This window comes from Pseudomonas sp. KB_15, from assembly GCF_052114525.1.
Lineage (GTDB): Bacteria > Pseudomonadota > Gammaproteobacteria > Pseudomonadales > Pseudomonadaceae > Aquipseudomonas.
On record NZ_JBFREX010000038.1, the window covers coordinates 19,980 to 40,541 of the forward strand.

The window sequence follows — 20,562 nt, forward strand, 5'->3', positions numbered from 1 at the left end:
CAGGAAGTTACCTGGACGAGCCAGGCTTGCATCTGCCGAATCCACCGTTCATTGACGCAGGTCTAAACACTGAACGGCTGAATCCCGATAATGATTTTTCATATTTTCAGGTAGGCCTTGAATGACTCCTCAGCTCTTCCCGATTCACGGCCTCGTGAGTTTCACCCTCGCCATCCTCCTGCTTTTCCTCGGCAAAACCCTTGTCCAGCGCAACGCCTTGCTCCGTCAATACTGTATTCCCGAATCGGTGGTTGGCGGCTTTGTCTGTGCGGCGGTGACGACCCTGTTTTACTTCGGCCTCAATATCGAAATCGAATTTGATCTGCAAATTCGCGACACCCTGCTGCTGTATTTCTTTGCCGCCATTGGCTTGAAATCGGACATGCGCCAACTGCTCAAGGGAGGACTGCCGCTGCTGATCCTGCTGGTGCTCGCCGCTGTGTTCATCGTTCTGCAGAACGCGCTGGGCATGGGTGTGGCCGAGGCATTTGGGCTCGCGCCCAAGGCGGGTTTGATGGTGGGCTCCGTTTCCCTTACGGGTGGGGCGGGCACCACACTGGCCTGGGCACCGCTTTTCGTCGATAAGCTGGGAATCAGTAACGCGCATGAACTGGGCATGGCCAGCAACACCGTCGGCCTGATTGCCGCTTGCGTGATCGGCGGCCCGATCGCCAACCGACTGATACGTCGTCATCGACTGACGCCTTCCGGGGATGCGGCGCTGGAAGTCGGCATTTTCGAGCAACAACCGAGCAAGCCAATGGACTACTACGACGTGCTCTGGGCGTGGATGTGGCTCAACCTGACCCTGATGCTCGGCTACGGACTCAACCTGCTGTTGGTCGATGCGGGCATCACCCTGCCCAAGTTCGTCAGCTGCCTGTTCGCGGGCATCGTCATTCACCACATCGTTCTCGCCGTGATCGGTGATCGACGGCTGAAAACCTGGAGCGGCGCCAGCCTGGGTCTGTCGCTGATCTCCGATATCTGTCTGGGCATGTTTTTGACCATGGCCCTGATGGGGCTTCAGTTATGGCAGCTCAGCGGCGCATTGATGTTCATTCTGTGCGCCTTGACCCTGCAAATTCTGCTGACGGTCGTCTATACGTATTTTGTGGTCTTCCGCTTTATGGGGCGCGATTACGAAGCCAGCGTGATTGCTTCCGGATTCGGCGGGATTGCCCTCGGTTCCACGGCGACGGCCATCGTCAACATGACAACCGTGACGCAAAAATACGGTGCGGCCCACCAGGCCTTCCTGATCGTGCCGCTGGTGTGTGGCTTTTTCATTGACCTGGTCAATGCCGTGATCATCAGTATGTTCAGTGGGCTTTAGCGACCGGACGCCTGGTTTACTTGAAAACCGGCACGCTGGCTGACTCGTTTGGTTTTTTCAGGTACTCACGCAGCCGAGCGCCAATCTCGGCAATTTTCGCCTCCCCGGCACGCAAGGCTTGCGGGTTGGTATGTACCGAGTAGTTTCCCAGCGCAAGGTCATAGGGATGGGGTTGCGCTGAGCCGATCACGAAGACCGTATCCTTGTGCATGGCCTTGAGCGTGACGGCACCGCTACCTGGCTCGAAGATGACCATTTCTCCCGCCATGACCACCCCTGGCGCGCCAAGGGAACCGCGGCTGACACTCAACCACAATGACGCGTGCCCACTGGGTGGAACATAGGTCCAGGACTCCCCGGCGGGTAGCGTGACCAGCAGATAGTTCATTCCCGCGGGAGCGCGGACCGGGCTTTGGACACCCTGGTACGCTCCAAGAATCACGCGCGCCGGCCCCACTTCAGGCATCACGCTTGACTCCAGGTATTGGCTATCGACACTCGCGTTTTCCAACGCCGGCGGCAGTGCAACCCACAGTTGAAAGCCTTGAATCCGCTTCGATGTGCCTACCGACATTTCCTTGCCGTGCCAGACCCCGCCCCCGGCACGCATCCATTCGACAGCGCCATAGTCAATCATCCCCGAACCCGAATCAGCATCCTCGAAACGCAAATTGCCTTCGGTAATGACCGTGACAGTGGCGATGCCCGAGTGCGGGTGCAGTGGCATGCCGTTGATGAATGAGCTCTCACCTTCAAACAGGTCAAGGAAAACAAATGGCTTGATCAGGTGGCCCAGATCGGAAGGACTCATCAACCGGACAATCGCGCCATGCCCGCTACCGGTGGTGCGGTAGCTGATTGCGCGGGTAGAGCCGGAGGCGATACCGGAGAGAGGTTGTTGCAGCAGCGTCATGAAGATTACTCGCAGAAGAGTGGGAGCCTCGCGGCCCAATGCCTGAACAATAGGGCCGGACCGATTACTTGATTAGTCGATACAATTGGATTGCACTCGTCCACCAACACCAGGAATGCCTCGCCATGATCGACCTCAATGACATCGCCATGTTTGTGCAGGTAGTACGCAGCGGCAGTTTTGCCGAGGCGGCACGACGGCTGGGCATGCCACCCAATACCGTGAGTCGTCGCATCCAGCAACTCGAAGCGCAACTCGGCACTCGGCTGCTGCAACGCTCCACTCGCAAACTCACGCTCACCAGTGCTGGCCAGGGCTTTCATGAGCGTTGCGTGGGAGCCGTCGATGGCCTGCTCGAAGCAGGACAGGAGTTGATGACAGGCAGTAACGAACCCAGTGGGCTGGTGCGCGTGGCGGCTCCAGCCGACTTTTTCGACTTTTTCCAGATGGCGTGGGTGACCGAGTTCCTGGCCGCGCACCCGCGCGTGCGGCTGGACTTCGTGCTCAGTGATGCGAAGGCCGACCTGATCGCAGAACAGATCGACGTCGCCTTTCGCGGCGGGCCCTTGCGCGACTCAGGTTATGTCGGCCGGCAGATCCTTGACCCGCGCAGCGTCGGGATGGTGGCCAGTCCCTCTTACATTGCGACACGTGGTTCACCTTGCACGTTGCAGGACCTGGCGAACCACGATTGTGTGATCTCCGCGCATCCAGGCGGCCACACCACATGGCGTTTGGTCGGTCCCAATGGCGAGGAAGAAGTGCAAGTTGCCGGGCGCTTCAGCGGCAATACCGCCCAGGCACTGCGCAAGGCCGCCGTGGCCGGGCTCGGCATTGCGCTGCTGCCGCCCGTGATGGCCAGGCTTGAGGTAGAGGCCGGGACGCTTGTCCCGGTACTGCCGCAATACCAACCCAAAGGCTATGGCCTGAACGTGCTGTATCCGACCCGCCGGCAGCTGCCACTCGCCGTGTCGGCGTTCATCGGGTTGGTGATCCAGAAAATGAACACTACAGACGCACCGGTGGTGTATCGATAGCGAGTGGCGATTATTGCGTCAGGCGGACGCCGGAATTTCGAAGTTTGCCCGGGCCCACGCGGCAAACTTCGTCGGCTGTCGGCCGGCGACTCTGTTGGCCAGCGCGATGGCTTCGCGCGAATCTGCACCAAGATAAGTGTGGGCCTCAAAGTAGGCGAGCATTTGCGCGATCTCCTGGGCACCCGGGAACCAGCCGGCAAAAATTTCTTGCGGGACGTGTTTGAACGAGAAATGGTGCCCCAGTCGATTCAGCTCGGTGATCACCTCGTTGAAGCTCAGGAAGTCGCCGACCATCGGCAGATATTCGCCGTTCCCGGCGAGTCCAGGCTGCGCGAATGCCCCGGTCACGACGTGGCCAAGCTCAGTGATGTCGCCCATGTGAATGACGCGCTGCTGCGGATCGAGCGGTATTGCCCACCCAATGGTTCCATCGGTTTGCTGCTGCGGAGCCATTACGCCGAGCAGATTTTGATAGAAGAACGGCGCAATCACGAAAGTGTGGTGTGCAAATCCAGCGTCAGCCACGATGCGATCGATTTTTGCTTTGTCGGTGAAATGCGGGACATCGAGCTTGCCGCGGCTGATTGCCTCCACGTTTGGCAACGTTGACCAGATGAAGTGTTGAACGCCCGCAGCTTTCGCTGCTTGAACGGCCGCCAGCGCCTGCTTGTGCTCGCCCGTGCCCGGCTCCCAGGAATTGGTGACCAGAAAAACCCCGTGTGCTCCAGCAAACGCGGCTTTCAGTGTTTGCGGACGATCCAGATCCGCCAGCACCACTTCGTCAGCCAACCGCAGGTGCTCGGCCGGATTGCGCGTCAACGCACGGACCTTGAATTGACCGCTCGCCTGCAGTGCACGCACAACGGCGCCGCCCTGATGACCGGTTGCGCCAACTACGGCGATGAGCTTTTGGCTGTCTGACATGGTCGTCTTCCTGTGAATGGTGACTGCGTGGAGTAATCGGCGGGCCTCACGGCCCGATGCCTGAAACAGTAGAGTCGGGCCAATTGGTTGACTAGTCGGAACAATTGGATTGCACTCATCCAGCAACACGAGGAATAACCCGATAGACACGACCTCAGGTCAATTGCTGACACCCCATGGATCTACACCCCTTGTGGACTTAAACTTTGCATCTCCCTGCCCTCCTCGCCGATTGTCGTACGGGCTCCATGACTGAGCACGCCAAGTACCATCACGTGTCCGAAGTACCAGGCCTGGTGCTGGGTTCCGCACGCTTTGCGAATGTCGGTTTCGACCGCCATTACCACCTCGATTTCCACATTGGCTTTGTCACCGAAGGCATCCAGCGTCATCGATCGAAAGGCGAGTCGTTTCTTTTAGGTCCGGGCAGTATTGCCCTGATGCCGCCGGGTGAAATCCACGATGGTGTGTCCGAGGGCGGCGGCACTTATACGCTCAAGACATTCCGTCTGTCGCAGGCGCTGGTTGCGAATCTGGCCGAGGAGATCAGCGGTCGACCGAGAGAGCTTGAGTTGACCAGTGTGTTGCTGGACAACGCGCGCCTTGTCGGCCACCTGCGCGGGCTGCACGAAGCGATGCAACAGGCCGTTGGCCCCGGCAGCCTCGCGGTGCAGACGCAATGGATCACCCTCCTTGAACACCTGTTGAGCCAGTCACGGGCGATCAAACCCGAAACGATTACAGGCACGCTATCCCCCCTGCAATGGTCTCGCGTCAGGGACTATTGTTTCAGCCACATCGATGAGCGAATCACCCTCGATGATCTCGCTGGATTGTGTGGGCTGGGCCGCTTCCCGTTTCTCAAACAGTTCAAGCGGACCGTCGGCATGACGCCCCACGCGTGGCTGCTTCGCCTGCGTCTCGAACGGGCCTGTGGCCTGTTGTCGCGTAGCGGGCAACCGATCATCGAGGTCGCCCACGCTGTCGGCTTTTACGATCAAAGCCATTTCAATCGCGCCTTTCGACAGGCATTTGGCGTCGCGCCCTCCCGCTACAGGACATAGGGCGTCGGCCATCAGACGACCGTCAATTTTTTACAAGCGCGACAACCGTCCCTCTCCATAGGATGCGCCAATTCGGGCGAAACACCTTCGCCCGCACAGCCGAGAACTGGATGATGAACGGTGAAGCAAACAGACCGCCCGCTCTGGGTTTTTCAAGTGACAACATCGCAGGCGCATCGCCGGAGGTGGCGCAAGCCATCGTCAAACACAGCACGGGCCAGGCGAGCCCCTATGGCACTGACGAGTTGACGGCGCAGGTCCAGCGCAAGTTCTGCGAGATCTTCGAGCGCGACGTGGAGGTCTTTCTCGTGCCCACCGGCACCGCCGCCAATGGCCTGTGCCTGAGCACGATGACTCCACCCTGGGGGAATATCTATTGCCATCCGGCCAGTCATATCAACAACGATGAATGTGGCGCGCCCGAGTTCTTTTCCAACGGCGCGAAGCTGATGACCATCGATGGCCCATCGGCCAAGCTGGACATCACCCGACTGCGCGAGCGGACTCGCGAGAAAGTCGGCGACGTGCACACCACCCAGCCCGCCTGCGTCAGCATCACTCAGGCCACCGAAGTCGGCAGCATCTACACCCTGGACGAAATCGCAGCCATCGGTGATGTCTGCAAGTCAGCTTCCCTTGGCTTCCATATGGATGGGTCGCGGTTTGCCAACGCCTTGGTTTCGCTGGGTTGCTCTCCTGCAGAAATGACGTGGAAGGCCGGTGTGGATGCCCTGTCGTTTGGTGCCACGAAGAATGGTGTGCTGGCGGCGGAAGCCATCGTCCTGTTCAACACCTCGCTCGCCACCGAGATGAGTTACCGGCGCAAGCGCGCAGGCCATCTCTTCTCCAAGATGCGTTTTCTTTCGGCGCAGATCGACGCGTATCTGACTGACGACCTCTGGTTGCGCAATGCACGCCAGGCCAACGCTGCGGCCCAGCGCCTGGCGCAAGGACTTGCCGGCCTGAACGGCGTTGACGTGCTCGGCGGCACTGAGGCGAACATCCTGTTCTGTCGGCTGGACCCGGCAATAATCGAAGCGCTGCTACGGGCCGGGTTCGGGTTCTACCATGATCGCTGGGGACCGAACATCGTTCGCTTTGTCACGTCATTCGCAACCACCGCCGAGGATGTCGATCACCTGTTGAGTCAGGTGCGGCGAGTTGTTGATCATGTACAAAAATAGCAGTCGTAATAGTCGATGATTGATGGCGGCTGTGTTCGCTCAAATTCGAATGAGCACCCGCCACTGCGGTGTCAGGCTTCTACATCTCGCGATAAAGAATCATGCCTGCGTGATACAAAATCCCGTCGCGGAACTCACCATCAGCCGTGAAGCCGGTGTCGTCGACGTACTCAATGTGGTCACCTTCCAGCCAATACCGGCCCTGATAGGCACTCACCTTCCTGCCCCGGGCTTCATCGTATCGACCACCCGGTAAAAGCCCGTGGCGGATGAGCCCGTCCGCCGTGACCCACATACCGACGTACTTATCCTGATCAGCGGATTTTTTGACTGTCATGTTCAAGTCCTCCGTTCAGAATGCACTGGCGGTTGGGCGGACAATCAGTTCACTGACGTCCACATCGGCGGGCTGTTCAATGGCGTAAGCGATAGCGCGAGCGACGGCCATTGCAGGGATGGCGATCTTGCGGAACTCGCGCATCTCGGCCCGCCCGCCTTCGTCGGAAATACTCTCGGCCAATTCGGACTCGGTAACGCCAGGCGAAATCACCGTGACACGAATGTCCCCGCCGACCTCCTGGCGCAACCCTTCCGAGATGGCGCGCACTGCAAACTTGGTCGCGCAATAGACCGCCGCTGTCGGGCTGACGGTGTAGGCACCAATCGATGCAATATTGATGAACTGGCCTGATTTCTGTTGTTGCATCAAAGGCAAACCGGCCGCGATACCGTGCAAGACGCCACGAATATTGACGTCGATCATCTGGTCCCACTCAGAGACTTTCAACGCATCGAGTTTCGACAGCGGCATCACCCCGGCGTTATTGACCATCACATCGACCCGGCCATGCAGCTTTAATGCAAAATCGACAAACGCTTGTACGTCGGCTCGACGGGTGACATCCAACGCCTGAAAGTGCGCGACTCCGCCGCTCGCGTTGATCTCCCCACAGAGTATTTCGAGGCGTTCCGTGCGACGTGCCCCGAGCACGACATGTGCACCGTTGCTGGCTAAAAGACGCGCTGTCGCCTCGCCTATTCCGCTGCTCGCGCCTGTGATCAGAACGACTTTTTTCGAGATATTCGACATGACCCTAATCCCTCACTTGAGTGCCTGGTGACGCGAGAGCGGTGTCTCGCTGCCAGTCCAGATTAGGGATAACGGCGGCAGCCAGTTAGTCAGATCCTTCTGACAACTTGCCTGATCCTGTCGGGGATGACTGGCTACCACTTACTTCGTTGTATCGAGGACAAGCCGGCCACGTAAGTGACGGCCCATGCTTTTCTCGATCGCCACTTTCGCATCACTCAAGGGGTATGCCTCAACGTCGACCGTGAGGTGTCCCTTGTCGAACAGTTCGGCAATGAGCGAGAGCTGACGGCCATCCGAGCGGGTGGCAAAGTTGGCGGGGGTCACGCCGTAGTCGTTTGCCAGTGACATGTTCGGCAGGCTCACCGGCGATACCAGCACACCGTTTCTTTTCAGTACCGCAAAGGAACGGGTCTGTGTGTCGCCGCCCACCAGATCCAGTACCACATCGACGCCGGACACCAACTCTTCGAATGCCTGGGTCGTATAGTCGATGGTGTAATCCGCTCCGATTTCCTTCAGGTAAGCATGATGGTGTGCCGAGGCCGTTGCGTAGACTTCCGCGCCCAGGTACTTGGCAATCTGCACAGCCATGCTGCCCACGCCACCGGCCGCGGCGTGGATCAACACCTTCTGCCGCCGTTGCACACCCGCGTGTTCGGTCAGGGCCTGCCAGGCTGTCAGGGCCGATGCGGGTACAGCACTGGCCTGCAAGGCACTGAGCGATTTTGGTTTGATCGCCAGTTTTGAAACCTGGGCGATTGCTTTGGTCGCATAACCACCAACGATGTTGATGAAGCCGAACACTTCATCGCCAATGCTGAATTCAGTAACGCCCTGCCCCACTGCTACCACCGTACCGGCCACTTCGACACCCGGGGTAAAAGGCAGCGGCAACGGGATGAACGCTTTCATGGCTCCGGAGAGGATCTTCCAGTCAATCGGGTTCACCCCCGCTCCGGCGACATCGATCAGCACTTCACCGACGCCGGCCACCGGGTCGGCAATATCTTCCAGACGCAAAACTTCAGGGCTGCCGTATTCGTACACGCGTAGGGCTTTCATGGAGGCCTCGATCATTGAAAAAGAAGGGAGACAAACACTGCGCTGCGAGGGTTCGCCCTTCGCAGCGCGGGGTATCAACGACGGCGAGCGTCGAGGCTGAAGCGACCGGCACCGAAGGCCACGACCTGCAGCAAGCCACCAGCCATCGCGATGTTCTTGAAGAAGTGGATGAACTGGTTCTGATCGCCCAGTGCGTTATGGAACGCCAGGGCGGTAAACACGCTGAACACAGCCAGTACAGCTGCGACAGTGCGAGTGCGGTAACCGGCGATCAGCGCCAGGCCACCACCGATCTCGACAATGATTGCTAGCGCCAGCGCCAGTTGCGGAAACGGAAGCCCGACAGAGCCGATGTAACCGACCATCATGGCCGGAGCGGCCAGTTTCGAAAAACCGGAAAGGATGAAGATTGCGCTGAGCAGTACCCGGCCGATCAACGAGGCCGAGGCTTGGGTCACGTCGGAACGGCTCTGTTCAGAGGTGGCGGAATGAGCGATGTTTGCAGAAGTCGTCATGGGGTATTTCCTTCAGTTGGGTGCGATTCGACTTGAATCGCCCGGGTGAGGAAATGTTGCTCCTGGTCAGCTCATCTTAATAGCCGACTAATTTAGATCATTAGATTCGATTAAATAGGCAAGCCACTCACTCCACCGAATGGGAGTTCAATCGTGCAATCCGCTGAGCGAACGTCTGCAACAGGCCTGGAAGCGCACATTCGCGGTAAGCGCCTGGCGGCCTCCGACGAGGTTTTTTCCAACGATGTCCTGGTGCAGATCTTTAACCGGGAGCGGTTCGAGCAAAGCGTTATCGTTCCCGCCGTGGCCGAGCCGCTGATTGTCTGGGTGCTTTCCGGCAACGCCACCATTGAGGAACGGGAGGCAGGCGAAAACTGGCTGACGAGTGAAGTGACAAAGGGAGATTTTTTCCTGACCACCAGCGCCGAGCCCTACGAAATGCGCTGGCAAGTGACCAGTGCGGAACCCTTTGTGGTGATGCACATTTACCTCGGCCTGCCCCTGCTCGAACATGCAATCCAGGAAACCCGCAAGGCAGTCACCGGTTCGATTTGCCTGCGTGAAATATCCGGTGGTCGAGATGAAGCGCTGTCGGTGCTGTTCGAACAGTTCAGAGTTGAACTGACCACCCGGGGAGAAACCAGCCCACTGCTGATGCAAGGCATCGCCCAGTGCATCGCCGTACACCTGGCACGCGATTATCTTGATGCGCAAGCCGATAACATCGTTCAGCGCAACGCCCTGCCGGCCTTCAAGCTCAAGCGTGTGGTGAATGCGATGGAGAAGTCTCTGGGTGAGACGTTTTGCCTGGGGGATCTGGCCGACGCAGCCGGCATGAGCGAGTACCACTTCAGCCGTCTGTTCAAACGCGCCACGGGACTTTCACCCTCCCGCTACTTCATCAGGCTGAGAATGACCAAGGCCAGGCAACTGCTGATTGAAACCGACATGAGCATCATCGATGCCGGACTGGAGGTCGGGTACAGCAGCGCCAGCCATTTTTCCCAGGCATTCAAACGGGAAGTCGGCGTCCTGCCCAGTCATTACCGCAAATGAAAACGCGGCACGGCGCTCGCCGTACCGCAAATACAACCGGCCAATCAACTGCCCACGGGAATGCTCATGCCGCCATCGGCCATGACGACCGAGCCGACAATAAAACTGGCGCGCTCAGAGGCCAGGAATGCCACGATCTCGGCGATTTCATCGGGCGAAGCCGCACGGCCGATCGGTGCCGACTTGCCGTGCTCCTGCAGGAACCCCGGGCCGTCTTCCATGAAGTGATTGAGCAGATTGGTGACCACGTCGCCCACGCCAATCGCGTTGACCCGAATACCGTGCTCTATCGCTTCCAGCGCCTGGGTTCGGGTCAATTGCGCCAGTGCCCCTTTCGATGCGGTATAGGCTGCGATTCCCGGGAACGCGAAGTAAGAGGCATAGGACGCAATGTTGACGATTGCGCCTGACTTTTGCTTCATCATTTCTTTCGCCGCTTCACGGGAATGGAGGAACGCACCCGTTACATTTGTCTCCATCTGCCAGCTCCAATCCTCGCGTGTCATCTCGACCAGAGGCTTGTAGATGATTCGTCCGGCGTTGTTGACCAGCACATCGAGCTTGCCGAAGTGTTGAACGGCCAGTGCAACCGCTTTTTCCGCCGAGCCATCGACCGTGATATCCGCGACCAAAGGCACCAAACCAGGGCGTTCAAGTGCATTCACTTCAGGGTTGATGTCTTCGGCAATGACCTTGGCGCCTCGGGCATGAAACAGCTCGGCGATAGCTCGGCCGATACCGCTGGCGGCACCCGTGACAATCACGACTTTTCCGGCGATCTCGTTGGGGGTAGCAATAAAATCAGTCATCTCGTTTCTCCTGGCAAGAGAGCAGCTGAACAATTCCAGCCGCTGCGCATAGACCTGAACGTATGCGGGGTGTCGCTTTCCACGACTCAACCTTCGCCGATTGCGATCCGCCACTCTTTAGGAGCCTTGCTCACCCTGTCGTGGTTTTGCGCTTATCTGCCTGGCGTTTTATTTTTTCAGCACGCCGAGCTGATGCAACCCGGTCATCCAGTCCTCCATGTGCCAGGTGCGAACGATTTTCCCGTTTTTGAATTCATGGATATCGGTGGCCATGATGTCGATTCGCTGGCCGGTGGGCGCCCCCCCCACAAAGACACCACTTTGGATACCGGAAATGCGCGAGCGCACGATGACTTTGTCGCCGTCCTGCAACACCTCCTCAATCTTGATGCTGAAATCCGAGAAGGTGCTATGAAGATGGTGCAGCACTGCTTTGGCACCCTCAGGGCCCGGGGCCTGATTCGCGCCCGCTGGGATGTCTATCCAGTCTTTGCTCAGTATGTGGTCAATAAGGCTGGGGTCGTTCTGGTCGAAAGCGGCATACCAGAGTTCGACATCTCGCTTGTTTTGACTGGACTGCCCGCCGCTGACCAGTGCACTGACACATACCAGGGCAACGCAGAGCGCTGCCTTCCAGTTTTTTATGGCGTTCATTTCAGTCTCCCTGATGGTCTGGTTGAAACCGCAAGCCGGACAGGCAATCTAGACTGATGAAGCTTTTAGTAATACCGGGATAAGTTTGACCATTAAGTTCGAGGAAATAGGCATGATTTCTGATCCTGGAACACTATGCCTTCGACGTCATCCACCGCACGGATCTGCTACCGGGAACTGCCGCACGGTGGTTGATTGACCGTTTTGTTCAACAAAGCGCGGCGCAGGAGGCATCCGCTTGAGGGAGGAACTTGTCGATTTTCTGGAACCTGGAGATCGAAATTAATCGGGTTTTATTCGAGCCGGGATCCATGGGACATTCTTTCGACCAAGCCGCGGACAGCATTCGCTGTGCACCGGTCATCAAACCCTGGAGGCGAAAGATGAACCACGCTCAAGCGCTGCTTCAGGCGCACTTCGACACGTTTGTCGCCAACCCTGAAAAATGGAAATCGCTTATTTCTGACGACATTGTCTGGGAGCTTCCCTACGCCCCGAGCCTCGGGCATCCGACCCGATTGACGGGTCGTGATCAGGTGTTGGGGCATGTCGGCTGGTTTATCGGAGCGGTGCAAGACTTTCGCTTTTACGACCTTCAGATCAATGCCTTTGCCGATCATTCAAAAGCAGTCGCGCAAGTAAAGGCCGAAGGGAGGATCAAGACGACAGGTCGAATCTACAGACAGACTTACGTTTTGTTCGTGGAGGCCGAAAACGGCAAGCTCAGGTTTATCCGAGAGTACTTCGATCCAATTCCAGCCGCTCACGCACTGGACGAAGAGATCAGGCTGCCGTCCGTCTAGACAGTGGGCCTCTTACTCAGTGAATTCCGAGACAAGCCGGCGGGCAAGTGGATGATGTCCTGATAGGGGCCTAATCTGAATAGGTACGACCTTGAACACGCCTCTTGATACAGGGGAACCGGGATGACGGGACATACAGCACGCCAATGCTCGCCATGGCTCCTGCTCTCCCTGCTCGCCGTCAACATGGCGCTGCTGGCCGGATGTTCAAGCAAAGCCACCACGGCTCCACATCCTGCCTCAAACACCGGTTCAAACACCGGCTCAGTCTGCTTTGCAGAAGCACTCCCCACTGTCGGCGAAGGTGGCCTCGCCTGGGGCGACACCCTGGACATGGCTCGGCAAAAATCCCTGAGTAATTGCATACGCTATGCCGGCCGATCCGGCGGTACGCCGGATACCTGCCACGTGGTGATGGCGGAATGTAAACATTGATAGAGTTTTTCGTTTCTGCGCCGCTTTTGCCTTTTTGTGCGACAGATCCCACTTCAGGGGCTCCCGTTTCACACGCTCGTGGTGTTAGTTTGGAAATGTTTCTGATCAAGCGATCAGAAATTTCTTACAAACCGCCTGCAAAGGAATGCCCCCAGCAATGGATTTTTCACTCAAGCACCTGGCCGCGACCACCCTCATGCTCGCCAGCCTTTCGTCGTTCACCACCGCAGCCCACGCCAACATCACCCCGCAACAGAACGCGATCATCCTCAAGACCTTCAGTGATGCGTCGGTCAAGGATTTCAGGCAATTCCTGGAAAGTCTGGCCAAGAGCGATATCGCCAAGACCGACTACCTCGGCCCGGCCATCAGTGCGTTCCTCGACAACAAGACGCTTACTTCTGAGCAGCAAAGCGAAATCCATCGCCTGCTTGGCCTCTATGCACGGGTGAAATACGGCAGTGCGGCCACCGACACCTTGAAGGAGCTGGTGGCCATTGCAACCGTGCGCGTGGATGGCGTTGCCCAGCACGACAATCCCGAATTCCTCAAGATAGCCGAGAAAATCAAGAGCCTTGCCCAGGCGTTCAACCTGAACTTTCGCAACATCGACAACCGCGTCTATGAGATCTCCCTCGAAGGCACCGGCGATGAAGTCGTGGGCATTCACGCCCATGCCGATGTGGTGCCGGTAACGCCGGAGAACTGGGTGCTGCAGGACGGCACCCGCCTCGATCCATTCAAAGTCACCCTGGTCGGCGATCGCATGTATGGCCGCGGCACCGAGGATGACAAGAACGGCATCGTGGTGGCGCTCTACGCCATGAAGATCATCAAGGAAGAGCAGCTGCCGCTGGCCAGAAATTTCAAGCTGCTGGTCGACACCACCGAAGAGACCACGGGCGATGCCATCCCCTACTACTTCGAACGCAACCCGACGCCCAACTACAACCTGGCACTGGATGGCGGCTATCCGGTGGTGATCGCCGAGAAAGGTTACGGCACGGTCATGGCCAGCTTCGCCAAACGTAACGCTGAAGGCCAAGGCGCGGAAATCACCTCGATGACCGGCGGCCTGGCCACCAACCAGATTCCGTCGACATCGGTCGCGACCCTGGTGACCGACAAGCCCGCCGAACTGGCCGCCAGCCTGCAAAAGGCCGGCACTGATTACGCCAAGCGCAACGGCGGCAATTTCGAGGTGGCTGCCAGGGTCGACGGCAAGGACGTCAAGCTGACCGTCACCGGTGTTTCCGCCCACTCCTCCGAGCCGGAGTCCGGCGTCAACCCGGTGGCCAGGATGCTCGATTTCATCAACAGCCTCGACGACAAGGTTGCGCTCAAGCACAACCAGATCACTGACGCTGCCCGCTACGCCACCGACAACTGGGGGCTGGACTACCTGGGTGGCAAGTTGGGGGTCGGTTTTGCCGATCAGTTCATGGGCCCGCTGACCACTTCCCTGACCTATGTCGGGATGGATGACAACGCCTTCAAGCTCGCGGTCAACCTGCGCGTGCCGAAGGGCAAGTCGCCGGAAATGCTCAAGTCCGAAATCGCCGCAAAGCTGGACGCATGGAGCAAGAAGACCCGGATCGCACCGGCCTTCGACCTGTCGATTGCCGAACCGATGTACCGCAACCCCGAGGGTGAATGGGCCAAGGCCCTGCTCGCCGTGGCCAGTGAAAACCTCGGCATGGAACACAAGTTCGGCACCTCCGCCGGCGCCACGTCCGTGCATGAACTGCCCAACGGCGTGCAATTCGGCCTGGCCATGCCGAACGTCAAATACACCGGCCACAACGACAACGAGTTCAAGACTACCGAGCAGTTCCTGCTGGACTTGCAGGTCGTGACCGAGATGATGGGCCGCATCGGGCAATTGCCGAAGCTTTGATCCCCCTTCGGACCCGCCCTTCTGGCGGGTCCGGTTTGAGGCCGGCTATGCTGGAAACACAACTCGAATGTCGCGCTGATCCGCGCTCTCCAGGCCCAATGAAGTAAAAAAAGCATCATTCAGGCAGAGTAGCGCCCCTTCATCGAGGGGCGCGGCTCCAACATCAATAACTACAAGAACCCAATACGCACGATACATTCACCATCAGAACGGTTATTTGTTCGCTTTAACCGGTCCCTGATAGTAAGGCAGGCTGTCAATCCGTGGTGTATAGACCCCAGTGCAGACACTACGCTGAACATGCGCCGCGATCTCATCCATACGTGCAAACCAGACATCGCCTTTTTGCATCATGTATTCGATCAACTTCGAAACTTCATGCCAGCGTGCCAAACGGCCGGAAAGGAAGGGATGCCAGACGGGTATGAAAAGACCGCCATATTCCCATGCTGCATCAAACTCGGCCTTGAATACCTCTACGGCGCGTTGCGGCGACTGAATCGGCATCTGAAAATCAAGGTCGATACTGTGCATGTACTGGGGCCAGTCATCCAGCGCCCAGCTGGAGGGCAGCTCCACCAGCTCTCCAGCATTTGTGCGCAACAGATAAGGAACATCATCCCCCATCAATGAGGCGTCATAACTGAAGCCTCGCTCGATCAGCAAGTCAGCCGAGTGCTCCGACATATTGTAGAGGGGAGCCCGCCAGCCTCGCGGTGCCTGGCCCGTGAAGCGCTTGATGGTGTCGCAACCACGGTCGAGCCAATAAGCCTCTTCTTCTCGAGTCAGCTCGTTTGGATGTTCATGTATATAGCCATGGTGAGCAATTTCGTGTCCATTTTCGACGATCGCTTCAATGGCCTTGGGGTATTGCTCGATGCACCAGGCCGGAATGAAGAACGTTTGTTTAATCTCGAAACGTCGATAGGTTTCCAGGATCCTTGGAATCGCCACCTTCGGTCCGTAGTGCAGCATTGAAATACTGGCAACTCGCGTTGCTGAATCCTTGGGGTGCGCCACATGCAGAATGCTGTCTGCGTCCATATCAAAGGTAAAGGAGACGGCACAGCGTGCGCCGTTTGGCCAGACAATCGGGTTTTCAATCATGTTTAATCACCAATGGCTGCTGAATATCATTGATTTACCAAGAACCGTGAGCTATCCCGATATCAATACTCGTGATCGAGCAGCCAATTGGAATAATGCGTCAGTCCTTTTTCCAGCGACCATTGCGCTCGATACCCCAACTCCCGCTGCGCAGCACTCAGGTCCCATTCCCCATGCCGATCGAGATGCCAATAGCCATCGCCGATTTCTATGCGGGCATCAGGAATTATTTTCCTGATCAGTTCGACGGCCTCATGCAGCGTCCAGGAGCAGTCACCGGCAATATTAAATATGCCGCCCTTCGTATCTCTGGTTTCAGCCGCCATCAGTACAGCGCGCACAACGTCTTCCACATGAATATAATGGAACCGATGATCGCCGCCGGCAGCCAATTTGAAAGTTTCACCCCGATGAACCGTTTTAAGTATGTCCCTGAGAACCTGCGGCATTTTATTTTCAGGGCCATACACTTCAGCAATCCGCAGCGAGATTACTTCCATACCATAAAGATCATTGTAGACTCGGCCAAAATGCTCGGTGGCAACTTTGGTTACACCATAGGGTGTCGTTGGATTAGTCGGTGTTTTTTCATTGATCACACCTTCGAAGTGCCCGTACACCGTTTCAGAGGAAAAATTCACGAGCTTTTTAATGCCCGCCAGGCGCATTGCCTCAAGCAAATGAATGGTGCCATCGATATTCGCTGCCACTGTCGTAATCGGCAGATCTATGGACAAGTCAGGATGTGACATCGCGGCCGTATGAATAACACGATCAACCCCAAAGTCCTGAATGGTTCTGACGATCCTGGGAATATCGTACAACTCGCCCTGTACAGGGGTCATGAACTCCGACCTGGCCTCCGAGTAGTCACGATTGTAACTAACGACCTTAACGCCCTGTTCGCTGAGCTTTTTAGTCAGGTACCTGCCAACATAGCCCAAACCACCGGTAATCATCACAGCGCTCATTTTGTATCCTTCTTGTTATTAGAAAAATCAGAGCCACTTATTTGACTGGGAAATTCATGACTCAGTGAAGTTTAATTGCACGACACTCAACTAGATCGCGGCCCCGCCATTGGGGCTGACTACTTGTCCAACCATATAATCTCCCGCAGGTCCGGCCAGGGCTTCGACCATGGCCGCAATCTCGTCCGGTTTTCCGAAGCGTTTCAATGGAATGGTCGCGCGCGTCTCGTCGTTGTATTCAATGGTGTCGTTGATCAGCATGTCCGTTTCGATCGGCCCCGGTGCCACCGAATTCACCAATACGCCTTGTGGGGCAACTTCCTTCGCAACCGCTTTTGTCAGCGCGATCACCCCGCCCTTGGAGGCGCAGTACGCGGCGTAGGTCGGAAAGCCAATCAACCCCAGCTCGGAACTGATGTTAATAATCCGCCCCTGACCGCGTGCCAGCATGCCCGGCAACACGGCCTGCATACAGGCCCAGGTCCCCCCGAGATTGGTGCTGATCATCTGTTCCCACTGCGCCCAGGTCGTCTGCGCGACCGTCGCCGAAACCAGCCTGCCGGCATTGTTGACAAGAATATCGACCCGCCCAAAGTGGTTCTCCGCCTCGCGGATGATTCCGGCTGCCGCTTCGGGATGACTGACATCCGCTTGAACAGTGATCCCATCGCCACCGTTGTCCTGGGCAATACGTATCACTGCGTCCAGTTGATCCTTGACGTCGAAATAGTTGAGTACCAAATGATCGCCACTTGCAGCAAAACGCTTGGCAATTGCCAGCCCTATGCCCCTTCCCGCTCCCGTAATTACGACAACACGCTTCATAAGTTCACCCATGGTTTTAAATGAACACCACACGCAGGCGCCAATGTCCGGTTAACGCAGGCTGCAACATTGACCGCATGCGTTAACTTCGCAATCAGGACTCTTGCATTGGCGTTAGTACGGTTTGCCTGGAAATTCGCGACTGCCAAAACAGAATCATTGCGCCAGAAAGGATGGTCAGCGCGCCCAGGTACCAAGCGGTGTATTGATCCTCGGGCGAAACCGGATTGGCTCCGGCGGTATAACCGATGTATCCCAGTACAAGGATTGCCAGCGCAGCCGGGATCGATAGTGCCAACGCCATACCAAAACGTTGACGGCGGAAGGTCATGACAATGAATGCTGCGATAGCGGCCATGTAGGACATCACCAGCGTGATGGTCACGACATCGTAGTACCACGAGATCTTGTCCAGTGGCTTCCACCAGAGCAGTGTAATGGCGAGGGTCGAGACGATAATGCTGGCCAGCCATGGCGATCTCGATTTATTGACTGAGCGAAGCGCTGTTGGCAGATGCCCTTCCTCACTCATTCGATAGAGCGTACGCGCAGCTGCACTCGAAGAAATTTGCAAGCCGGCACATGCCGAAGTGATTACGACGAATAGAGCGATCCAGGCCATGGCGGGGGGCAAGTAGACATTCGCCACGGCGGCGATCGGCCCACCGTTGCCGTCTTCGATAATTGCCGCCAACTTCTCTACAGGCACCGCGTACTGCCAGCCAATCGCCGCAAGACTGTAAATGACGAATGCCGAAGTCAGAACGAGTAGCATAGAGCGCTGTACAGTCCGAACCGGAATACGCGACTCTTCGATATAGTTGATCGCCGAATCGAAGTTCGCGAGCATCCAGACACCGAACAGCACCCCCGGCCCGATCGCGGACCAACCAGCAGACCCTTCCAGCGTGTACATGGAAATCACTGACAAATCCGGAACCTGAGGATTGATGATTCCCATCAACCCGAGCCCGGCTACCACGCTGATCTCGAAAATCAGAAATACGCTGGCTACTTTGGCTGTGGCATTGACGCCATAGCAGGAAATGGCCAGGAAGATCAGAACCATACCCGTCCCGATCAGTTTTGCGTTGAGGGGGCCAGCCAACACCGGGAACAACGCCTGTATGTATTCGGTTCCGATAATTGCGCACATTGCCATCACTGCCATGCAGGCAACCGAGTACGCCCAACCGAGAATGGTCCCTACACGGGTGTGCAGAAAACGCGACGTGAAAGTGAAGACGCCACCCGCCGACGGAGCCTGGCGAGTGAGTGAGATCATGCAGAATGCCATGACCAACATCGGAAAGAAGTACGCAATCAATATGGCCAGTGGAGCGTGGTGGCCCGATATTGAGTAAAGAATCGACATGGAAGAAGCTGCGATCCAGCCAGGCGCATTGAAGCCCAGCGCCGAAAACGTCACATCCCTGGTAGTTAGAGTTCCCTTGTTTAACGCAGTATCCAGATCACGAACAGTTCCGTCACGGTCATAGCCGATGATTTCATAAAAGTTCATTTTTCAGGCTCTGATTAATAGCTATAGAAGATGTTGTAGCGTCAAACCATTTGAGTTGATTTGGACGCCGTTCTTATTATTCAACTAAGCAAAATGCAGATACTCAAAACCCGAACAAGCCAGACACCGACAGCTTATTCAGATTTGACTTACAGCGCTCTTTTTTATCGCTGCCCAGGAAAACCCTCAAGTCGAGATTATTTTTTCCAGCCGCCAGCAGTCACTTCAACTGCATAGCTGCGTGCGTGATCAGTTGTGGTGCTTAAACTTCTGAATGGGGGGAGGTCAGTATAGGAACAGCCAAAAAATACCTACCATCAGTAATTGCCGATGTTTAAATCTGAATTAGCGAAGTAAATTATCAGACGCCCTCAACGGCAACCAGCCACGCCCCCCCTATCAGCTCTGTACCTGCTGCAGGTGCTCATCGAGAAGCGTGCTGCCCGAGCTCCTGGGCAAGCCCGATGAGAATTCCTTCGGGCCCCCGAATGTAGCAGAGCCGATACGTATTTTCGTACCGGACCACTTTGCCGACGAGCTCCGCGCCGCGTTTGTGGAGCCTGGCGAGCGTGTCGTCGATGTCCTCCACGGTGAACATGACGCGCAGGTAACCGAGAGCGTTCACCGGGGCGCTGCGGTGATCGGCGACCACAGGTGGTGCGAGGAATCGGGACATCTCGAGACGGCCGTGACCGTCCGGTGTACGCATCATGGCAATTTCGACGCGCATGTCGCGCAATCCAGTGACACCATCTGCCCAGTCTCCTTCGATTGGCGCGCGCCCCTCGAGTTCGAGGCCAAGTTCGGTGAAGAACTCAATGGCAGCGTCGAGGTCTTCTACAACGATGCCGATGTTGTCCATACGCTTGACTGTCATGATCTCTCCTTGCCATCCAACGTAACGTAGCCGGGCACCTAGCTTGGCATTCCCAAACAAGACGTCGAAATAAACTGGACCAGCGGGTCCGATTGAAACAGCGAAAAGCGCTGCCAAGCGGCTAGCAGGGGGATGGTTCCGGGTGTTTCCGGCGCCCAAGCTGGCCGTGGATCCACGCTCACGTATTGAACACCGACACCACCTGTATGGAAGAGCGCTCGCAGCGCACCAGCTGCGCTGCCATTGTTGGTCGTTAACGATGACGCTGGCTGACTGAAGCCACCGGTTGCCCTGAAGTTTTTCGTCGGAACGCCGCCCGGAGCAAGCTCGCTCCTACAGGAGCCAGAAAAACAAAACCCCTACCTGCGTACGCAGATAGGGGTTTCGGAATTTAATCTTGACGATGACCTACTCTCACATGGGGAAACCCCACACTACCATCGGCGATGCATCGTTTCACTGCTGAGTTCGGGATGGG

General features: G+C 56.9%; 21 protein-coding genes and 1 rRNA gene. 8 read left to right on the forward strand and 14 right to left on the reverse strand.

The features are described from left to right. The first annotated feature begins 121 nt into the window (after nucleotides 1-121). The gene (gene gltS / locus AB4Z35_RS23085; RefSeq protein ID WP_442099603.1) at nucleotides 122-1,336 is read left to right on the forward strand and encodes a sodium/glutamate symporter; all 1,215 of its coding nucleotides are present in this window, start codon (nucleotides 122-124) and stop codon (nucleotides 1,334-1,336) included. A gap of 16 nt (nucleotides 1,337-1,352) precedes the next feature. On the opposite strand, the gene AB4Z35_RS23090 is transcribed toward gltS, so the two are convergent. Beyond that, nucleotides 1,353-2,249: a pirin family protein gene (locus AB4Z35_RS23090; RefSeq protein WP_442099605.1), complete on the reverse strand. Its 897-nt coding sequence runs from the start codon at nucleotides 2,247-2,249 to the stop codon at nucleotides 1,353-1,355. A 125-nt stretch (nucleotides 2,250-2,374) separates the two neighbouring features. Between AB4Z35_RS23090 and AB4Z35_RS23095 the strand changes: the two genes are divergently transcribed. Beyond that, nucleotides 2,375-3,286, forward strand: coding sequence for a LysR family transcriptional regulator (locus tag AB4Z35_RS23095; RefSeq protein ID WP_442099606.1), 912 nt, complete (start codon nucleotides 2,375-2,377; stop codon nucleotides 3,284-3,286). An 18-nt stretch (nucleotides 3,287-3,304) separates the two neighbouring features. On the opposite strand, the gene AB4Z35_RS23100 is transcribed toward AB4Z35_RS23095, so the two are convergent. Next, entirely contained in the window at nucleotides 3,305-4,210 is a 906-nt protein-coding gene (locus AB4Z35_RS23100; protein WP_442099607.1) for an NmrA/HSCARG family protein, read from the reverse strand. 248 nt (nucleotides 4,211-4,458) lie between these two features. Between AB4Z35_RS23100 and AB4Z35_RS23105 the strand changes: the two genes are divergently transcribed. Both AB4Z35_RS23105 and AB4Z35_RS23110 read left to right on the forward strand, forming a co-directional pair. Further along, nucleotides 4,459-5,274, forward strand: coding sequence for an AraC family transcriptional regulator (locus AB4Z35_RS23105; RefSeq protein ID WP_442099608.1), 816 nt, complete (start codon nucleotides 4,459-4,461; stop codon nucleotides 5,272-5,274). A 113-nt stretch (nucleotides 5,275-5,387) separates the two neighbouring features. Next, nucleotides 5,388-6,458, forward strand: a complete 1,071-nt coding sequence (locus AB4Z35_RS23110) for a threonine aldolase family protein (RefSeq protein ID WP_442099609.1) — start codon at nucleotides 5,388-5,390, stop codon at nucleotides 6,456-6,458. A gap of 79 nt (nucleotides 6,459-6,537) precedes the next feature. Here the strand turns inward: AB4Z35_RS23110 and AB4Z35_RS23115 are convergent, their stop codons facing one another. From AB4Z35_RS23115 to AB4Z35_RS23130, 4 genes are all read right to left on the reverse strand, one after another. Beyond that, nucleotides 6,538-6,795: an Atu4866 domain-containing protein gene (locus tag AB4Z35_RS23115; RefSeq protein WP_442099610.1), complete on the reverse strand. Its 258-nt coding sequence runs from the start codon at nucleotides 6,793-6,795 to the stop codon at nucleotides 6,538-6,540. Between the two features lie 15 nt (nucleotides 6,796-6,810). Further along, nucleotides 6,811-7,548, reverse strand: coding sequence for an SDR family oxidoreductase (locus tag AB4Z35_RS23120; RefSeq protein WP_442099612.1), 738 nt, complete (start codon nucleotides 7,546-7,548; stop codon nucleotides 6,811-6,813). 141 nt (nucleotides 7,549-7,689) lie between these two features. Further along, nucleotides 7,690-8,613, reverse strand: a complete 924-nt coding sequence (locus AB4Z35_RS23125) for an NADP-dependent oxidoreductase (RefSeq protein WP_442099613.1) — start codon at nucleotides 8,611-8,613, stop codon at nucleotides 7,690-7,692. A gap of 74 nt (nucleotides 8,614-8,687) precedes the next feature. After that, nucleotides 8,688-9,128, reverse strand: coding sequence for a DoxX family protein (locus tag AB4Z35_RS23130; RefSeq protein ID WP_442099615.1), 441 nt, complete (start codon nucleotides 9,126-9,128; stop codon nucleotides 8,688-8,690). Between the two features lie 153 nt (nucleotides 9,129-9,281). On the opposite strand from AB4Z35_RS23130, the gene AB4Z35_RS23135 reads away from it, so the two are divergent. Beyond that, nucleotides 9,282-10,184 carry a helix-turn-helix domain-containing protein gene (locus AB4Z35_RS23135; RefSeq protein WP_442099617.1) on the forward strand — a complete coding sequence of 301 codons (903 nt, stop codon included), beginning with the start codon at nucleotides 9,282-9,284 and terminating at the stop codon, nucleotides 10,182-10,184. Between the two features lie 44 nt (nucleotides 10,185-10,228). Here AB4Z35_RS23135 and AB4Z35_RS23140 read toward each other — a convergent pair whose 3' ends face one another. Then, nucleotides 10,229-10,993, reverse strand: coding sequence for an SDR family NAD(P)-dependent oxidoreductase (locus tag AB4Z35_RS23140; RefSeq protein WP_442099619.1), 765 nt, complete (start codon nucleotides 10,991-10,993; stop codon nucleotides 10,229-10,231). Nucleotides 10,994-11,161: 168 nt separating this feature from the next. Further along, on the reverse strand, nucleotides 11,162-11,647 hold the full coding sequence (locus tag AB4Z35_RS23145; RefSeq protein WP_442099621.1) for an ester cyclase: 486 nt from the start codon (nucleotides 11,645-11,647) through the stop codon (nucleotides 11,162-11,164). 251 nt (nucleotides 11,648-11,898) lie between these two features. Between AB4Z35_RS23145 and AB4Z35_RS23150 the strand changes: the two genes are divergently transcribed. From AB4Z35_RS23150 to AB4Z35_RS23160, 3 genes are all read left to right on the forward strand, one after another. Beyond that, the gene (locus tag AB4Z35_RS23150; protein ID WP_442099623.1) at nucleotides 11,899-12,450 is read left to right on the forward strand and encodes a nuclear transport factor 2 family protein; all 552 of its coding nucleotides are present in this window, start codon (nucleotides 11,899-11,901) and stop codon (nucleotides 12,448-12,450) included. Between the two features lie 123 nt (nucleotides 12,451-12,573). Next, the gene (locus tag AB4Z35_RS23155) at nucleotides 12,574-12,885 is read left to right on the forward strand and encodes a hypothetical protein (RefSeq protein WP_442099625.1); all 312 of its coding nucleotides are present in this window, start codon (nucleotides 12,574-12,576) and stop codon (nucleotides 12,883-12,885) included. A 157-nt stretch (nucleotides 12,886-13,042) separates the two neighbouring features. Continuing rightward, the gene (locus AB4Z35_RS23160) at nucleotides 13,043-14,782 is read left to right on the forward strand and encodes a dipeptidase (protein WP_442099627.1); all 1,740 of its coding nucleotides are present in this window, start codon (nucleotides 13,043-13,045) and stop codon (nucleotides 14,780-14,782) included. A 213-nt stretch (nucleotides 14,783-14,995) separates the two neighbouring features. On the opposite strand, the gene AB4Z35_RS23165 is transcribed toward AB4Z35_RS23160, so the two are convergent. From AB4Z35_RS23165 to rrf, 6 genes are all read right to left on the reverse strand, one after another. Beyond that, a complete protein-coding gene (locus AB4Z35_RS23165) occupies nucleotides 14,996-15,889 on the reverse strand; it encodes a polysaccharide deacetylase family protein (RefSeq protein ID WP_442099629.1) in 894 nt (297 codons plus the stop codon). A gap of 62 nt (nucleotides 15,890-15,951) precedes the next feature. Then, nucleotides 15,952-16,860: an NAD-dependent epimerase/dehydratase family protein gene (locus AB4Z35_RS23170; RefSeq protein WP_008000547.1), complete on the reverse strand. Its 909-nt coding sequence runs from the start codon at nucleotides 16,858-16,860 to the stop codon at nucleotides 15,952-15,954. Nucleotides 16,861-16,950: 90 nt separating this feature from the next. After that, complete coding sequence (locus AB4Z35_RS23175) at nucleotides 16,951-17,685, reverse strand: SDR family NAD(P)-dependent oxidoreductase (RefSeq protein WP_442099631.1); 735 nt, start codon at nucleotides 17,683-17,685, stop codon at nucleotides 16,951-16,953. A 94-nt stretch (nucleotides 17,686-17,779) separates the two neighbouring features. Continuing rightward, the gene (locus AB4Z35_RS23180; protein ID WP_442099633.1) at nucleotides 17,780-19,207 is read right to left on the reverse strand and encodes an APC family permease; all 1,428 of its coding nucleotides are present in this window, start codon (nucleotides 19,205-19,207) and stop codon (nucleotides 17,780-17,782) included. 424 nt (nucleotides 19,208-19,631) lie between these two features. Then, a complete protein-coding gene (locus AB4Z35_RS23185; RefSeq protein ID WP_108228069.1) occupies nucleotides 19,632-20,084 on the reverse strand; it encodes a VOC family protein in 453 nt (150 codons plus the stop codon). Between the two features lie 395 nt (nucleotides 20,085-20,479). Continuing rightward, nucleotides 20,480-20,562, reverse strand: a 5S ribosomal RNA gene (gene rrf / locus AB4Z35_RS23190); the annotation flags it as partial.

Bases quoted from the DNA above. Each gene is read 5' to 3' on its own strand.
- gltS (WP_442099603.1), top strand. From the start codon at position 122: ATGACTCCTCAGCTCTTCCCGATTCACGGCCTCGTGAGTTTCACCCTC.
- AB4Z35_RS23090 (WP_442099605.1), bottom strand. From the start codon at position 2,249: ATGACGCTGCTGCAACAACCTCTCTCCGGTATCGCCTCCGGCTCTACC.
- AB4Z35_RS23095 (WP_442099606.1), top strand. From the start codon at position 2,375: ATGATCGACCTCAATGACATCGCCATGTTTGTGCAGGTAGTACGCAGC.
- AB4Z35_RS23100 (WP_442099607.1), bottom strand. From the start codon at position 4,210: ATGTCAGACAGCCAAAAGCTCATCGCCGTAGTTGGCGCAACCGGTCAT.
- AB4Z35_RS23105 (WP_442099608.1), top strand. From the start codon at position 4,459: ATGACTGAGCACGCCAAGTACCATCACGTGTCCGAAGTACCAGGCCTG.
- AB4Z35_RS23110 (WP_442099609.1), top strand. From the start codon at position 5,388: ATGAACGGTGAAGCAAACAGACCGCCCGCTCTGGGTTTTTCAAGTGAC.
- AB4Z35_RS23115 (WP_442099610.1), bottom strand. From the start codon at position 6,795: ATGACAGTCAAAAAATCCGCTGATCAGGATAAGTACGTCGGTATGTGG.
- AB4Z35_RS23120 (WP_442099612.1), bottom strand. From the start codon at position 7,548: ATGTCGAATATCTCGAAAAAAGTCGTTCTGATCACAGGCGCGAGCAGC.
- AB4Z35_RS23125 (WP_442099613.1), bottom strand. From the start codon at position 8,613: ATGAAAGCCCTACGCGTGTACGAATACGGCAGCCCTGAAGTTTTGCGT.
- AB4Z35_RS23130 (WP_442099615.1), bottom strand. From the start codon at position 9,128: ATGACGACTTCTGCAAACATCGCTCATTCCGCCACCTCTGAACAGAGC.
- AB4Z35_RS23140 (WP_442099619.1), bottom strand. From the start codon at position 10,993: ATGACTGATTTTATTGCTACCCCCAACGAGATCGCCGGAAAAGTCGTG.
- AB4Z35_RS23145 (WP_442099621.1), bottom strand. From the start codon at position 11,647: ATGAACGCCATAAAAAACTGGAAGGCAGCGCTCTGCGTTGCCCTGGTA.
- AB4Z35_RS23155 (WP_442099625.1), top strand. From the start codon at position 12,574: ATGACGGGACATACAGCACGCCAATGCTCGCCATGGCTCCTGCTCTCC.
- AB4Z35_RS23160 (WP_442099627.1), top strand. From the start codon at position 13,043: ATGGATTTTTCACTCAAGCACCTGGCCGCGACCACCCTCATGCTCGCC.
- AB4Z35_RS23165 (WP_442099629.1), bottom strand. From the start codon at position 15,889: ATGATTGAAAACCCGATTGTCTGGCCAAACGGCGCACGCTGTGCCGTC.
- AB4Z35_RS23170 (WP_008000547.1), bottom strand. From the start codon at position 16,860: ATGAGCGCTGTGATGATTACCGGTGGTTTGGGCTATGTTGGCAGGTAC.
- AB4Z35_RS23175 (WP_442099631.1), bottom strand. From the start codon at position 17,685: ATGAAGCGTGTTGTCGTAATTACGGGAGCGGGAAGGGGCATAGGGCTG.
- AB4Z35_RS23180 (WP_442099633.1), bottom strand. From the start codon at position 19,207: ATGAACTTTTATGAAATCATCGGCTATGACCGTGACGGAACTGTTCGT.
- AB4Z35_RS23185 (WP_108228069.1), bottom strand. From the start codon at position 20,084: ATGACAGTCAAGCGTATGGACAACATCGGCATCGTTGTAGAAGACCTC.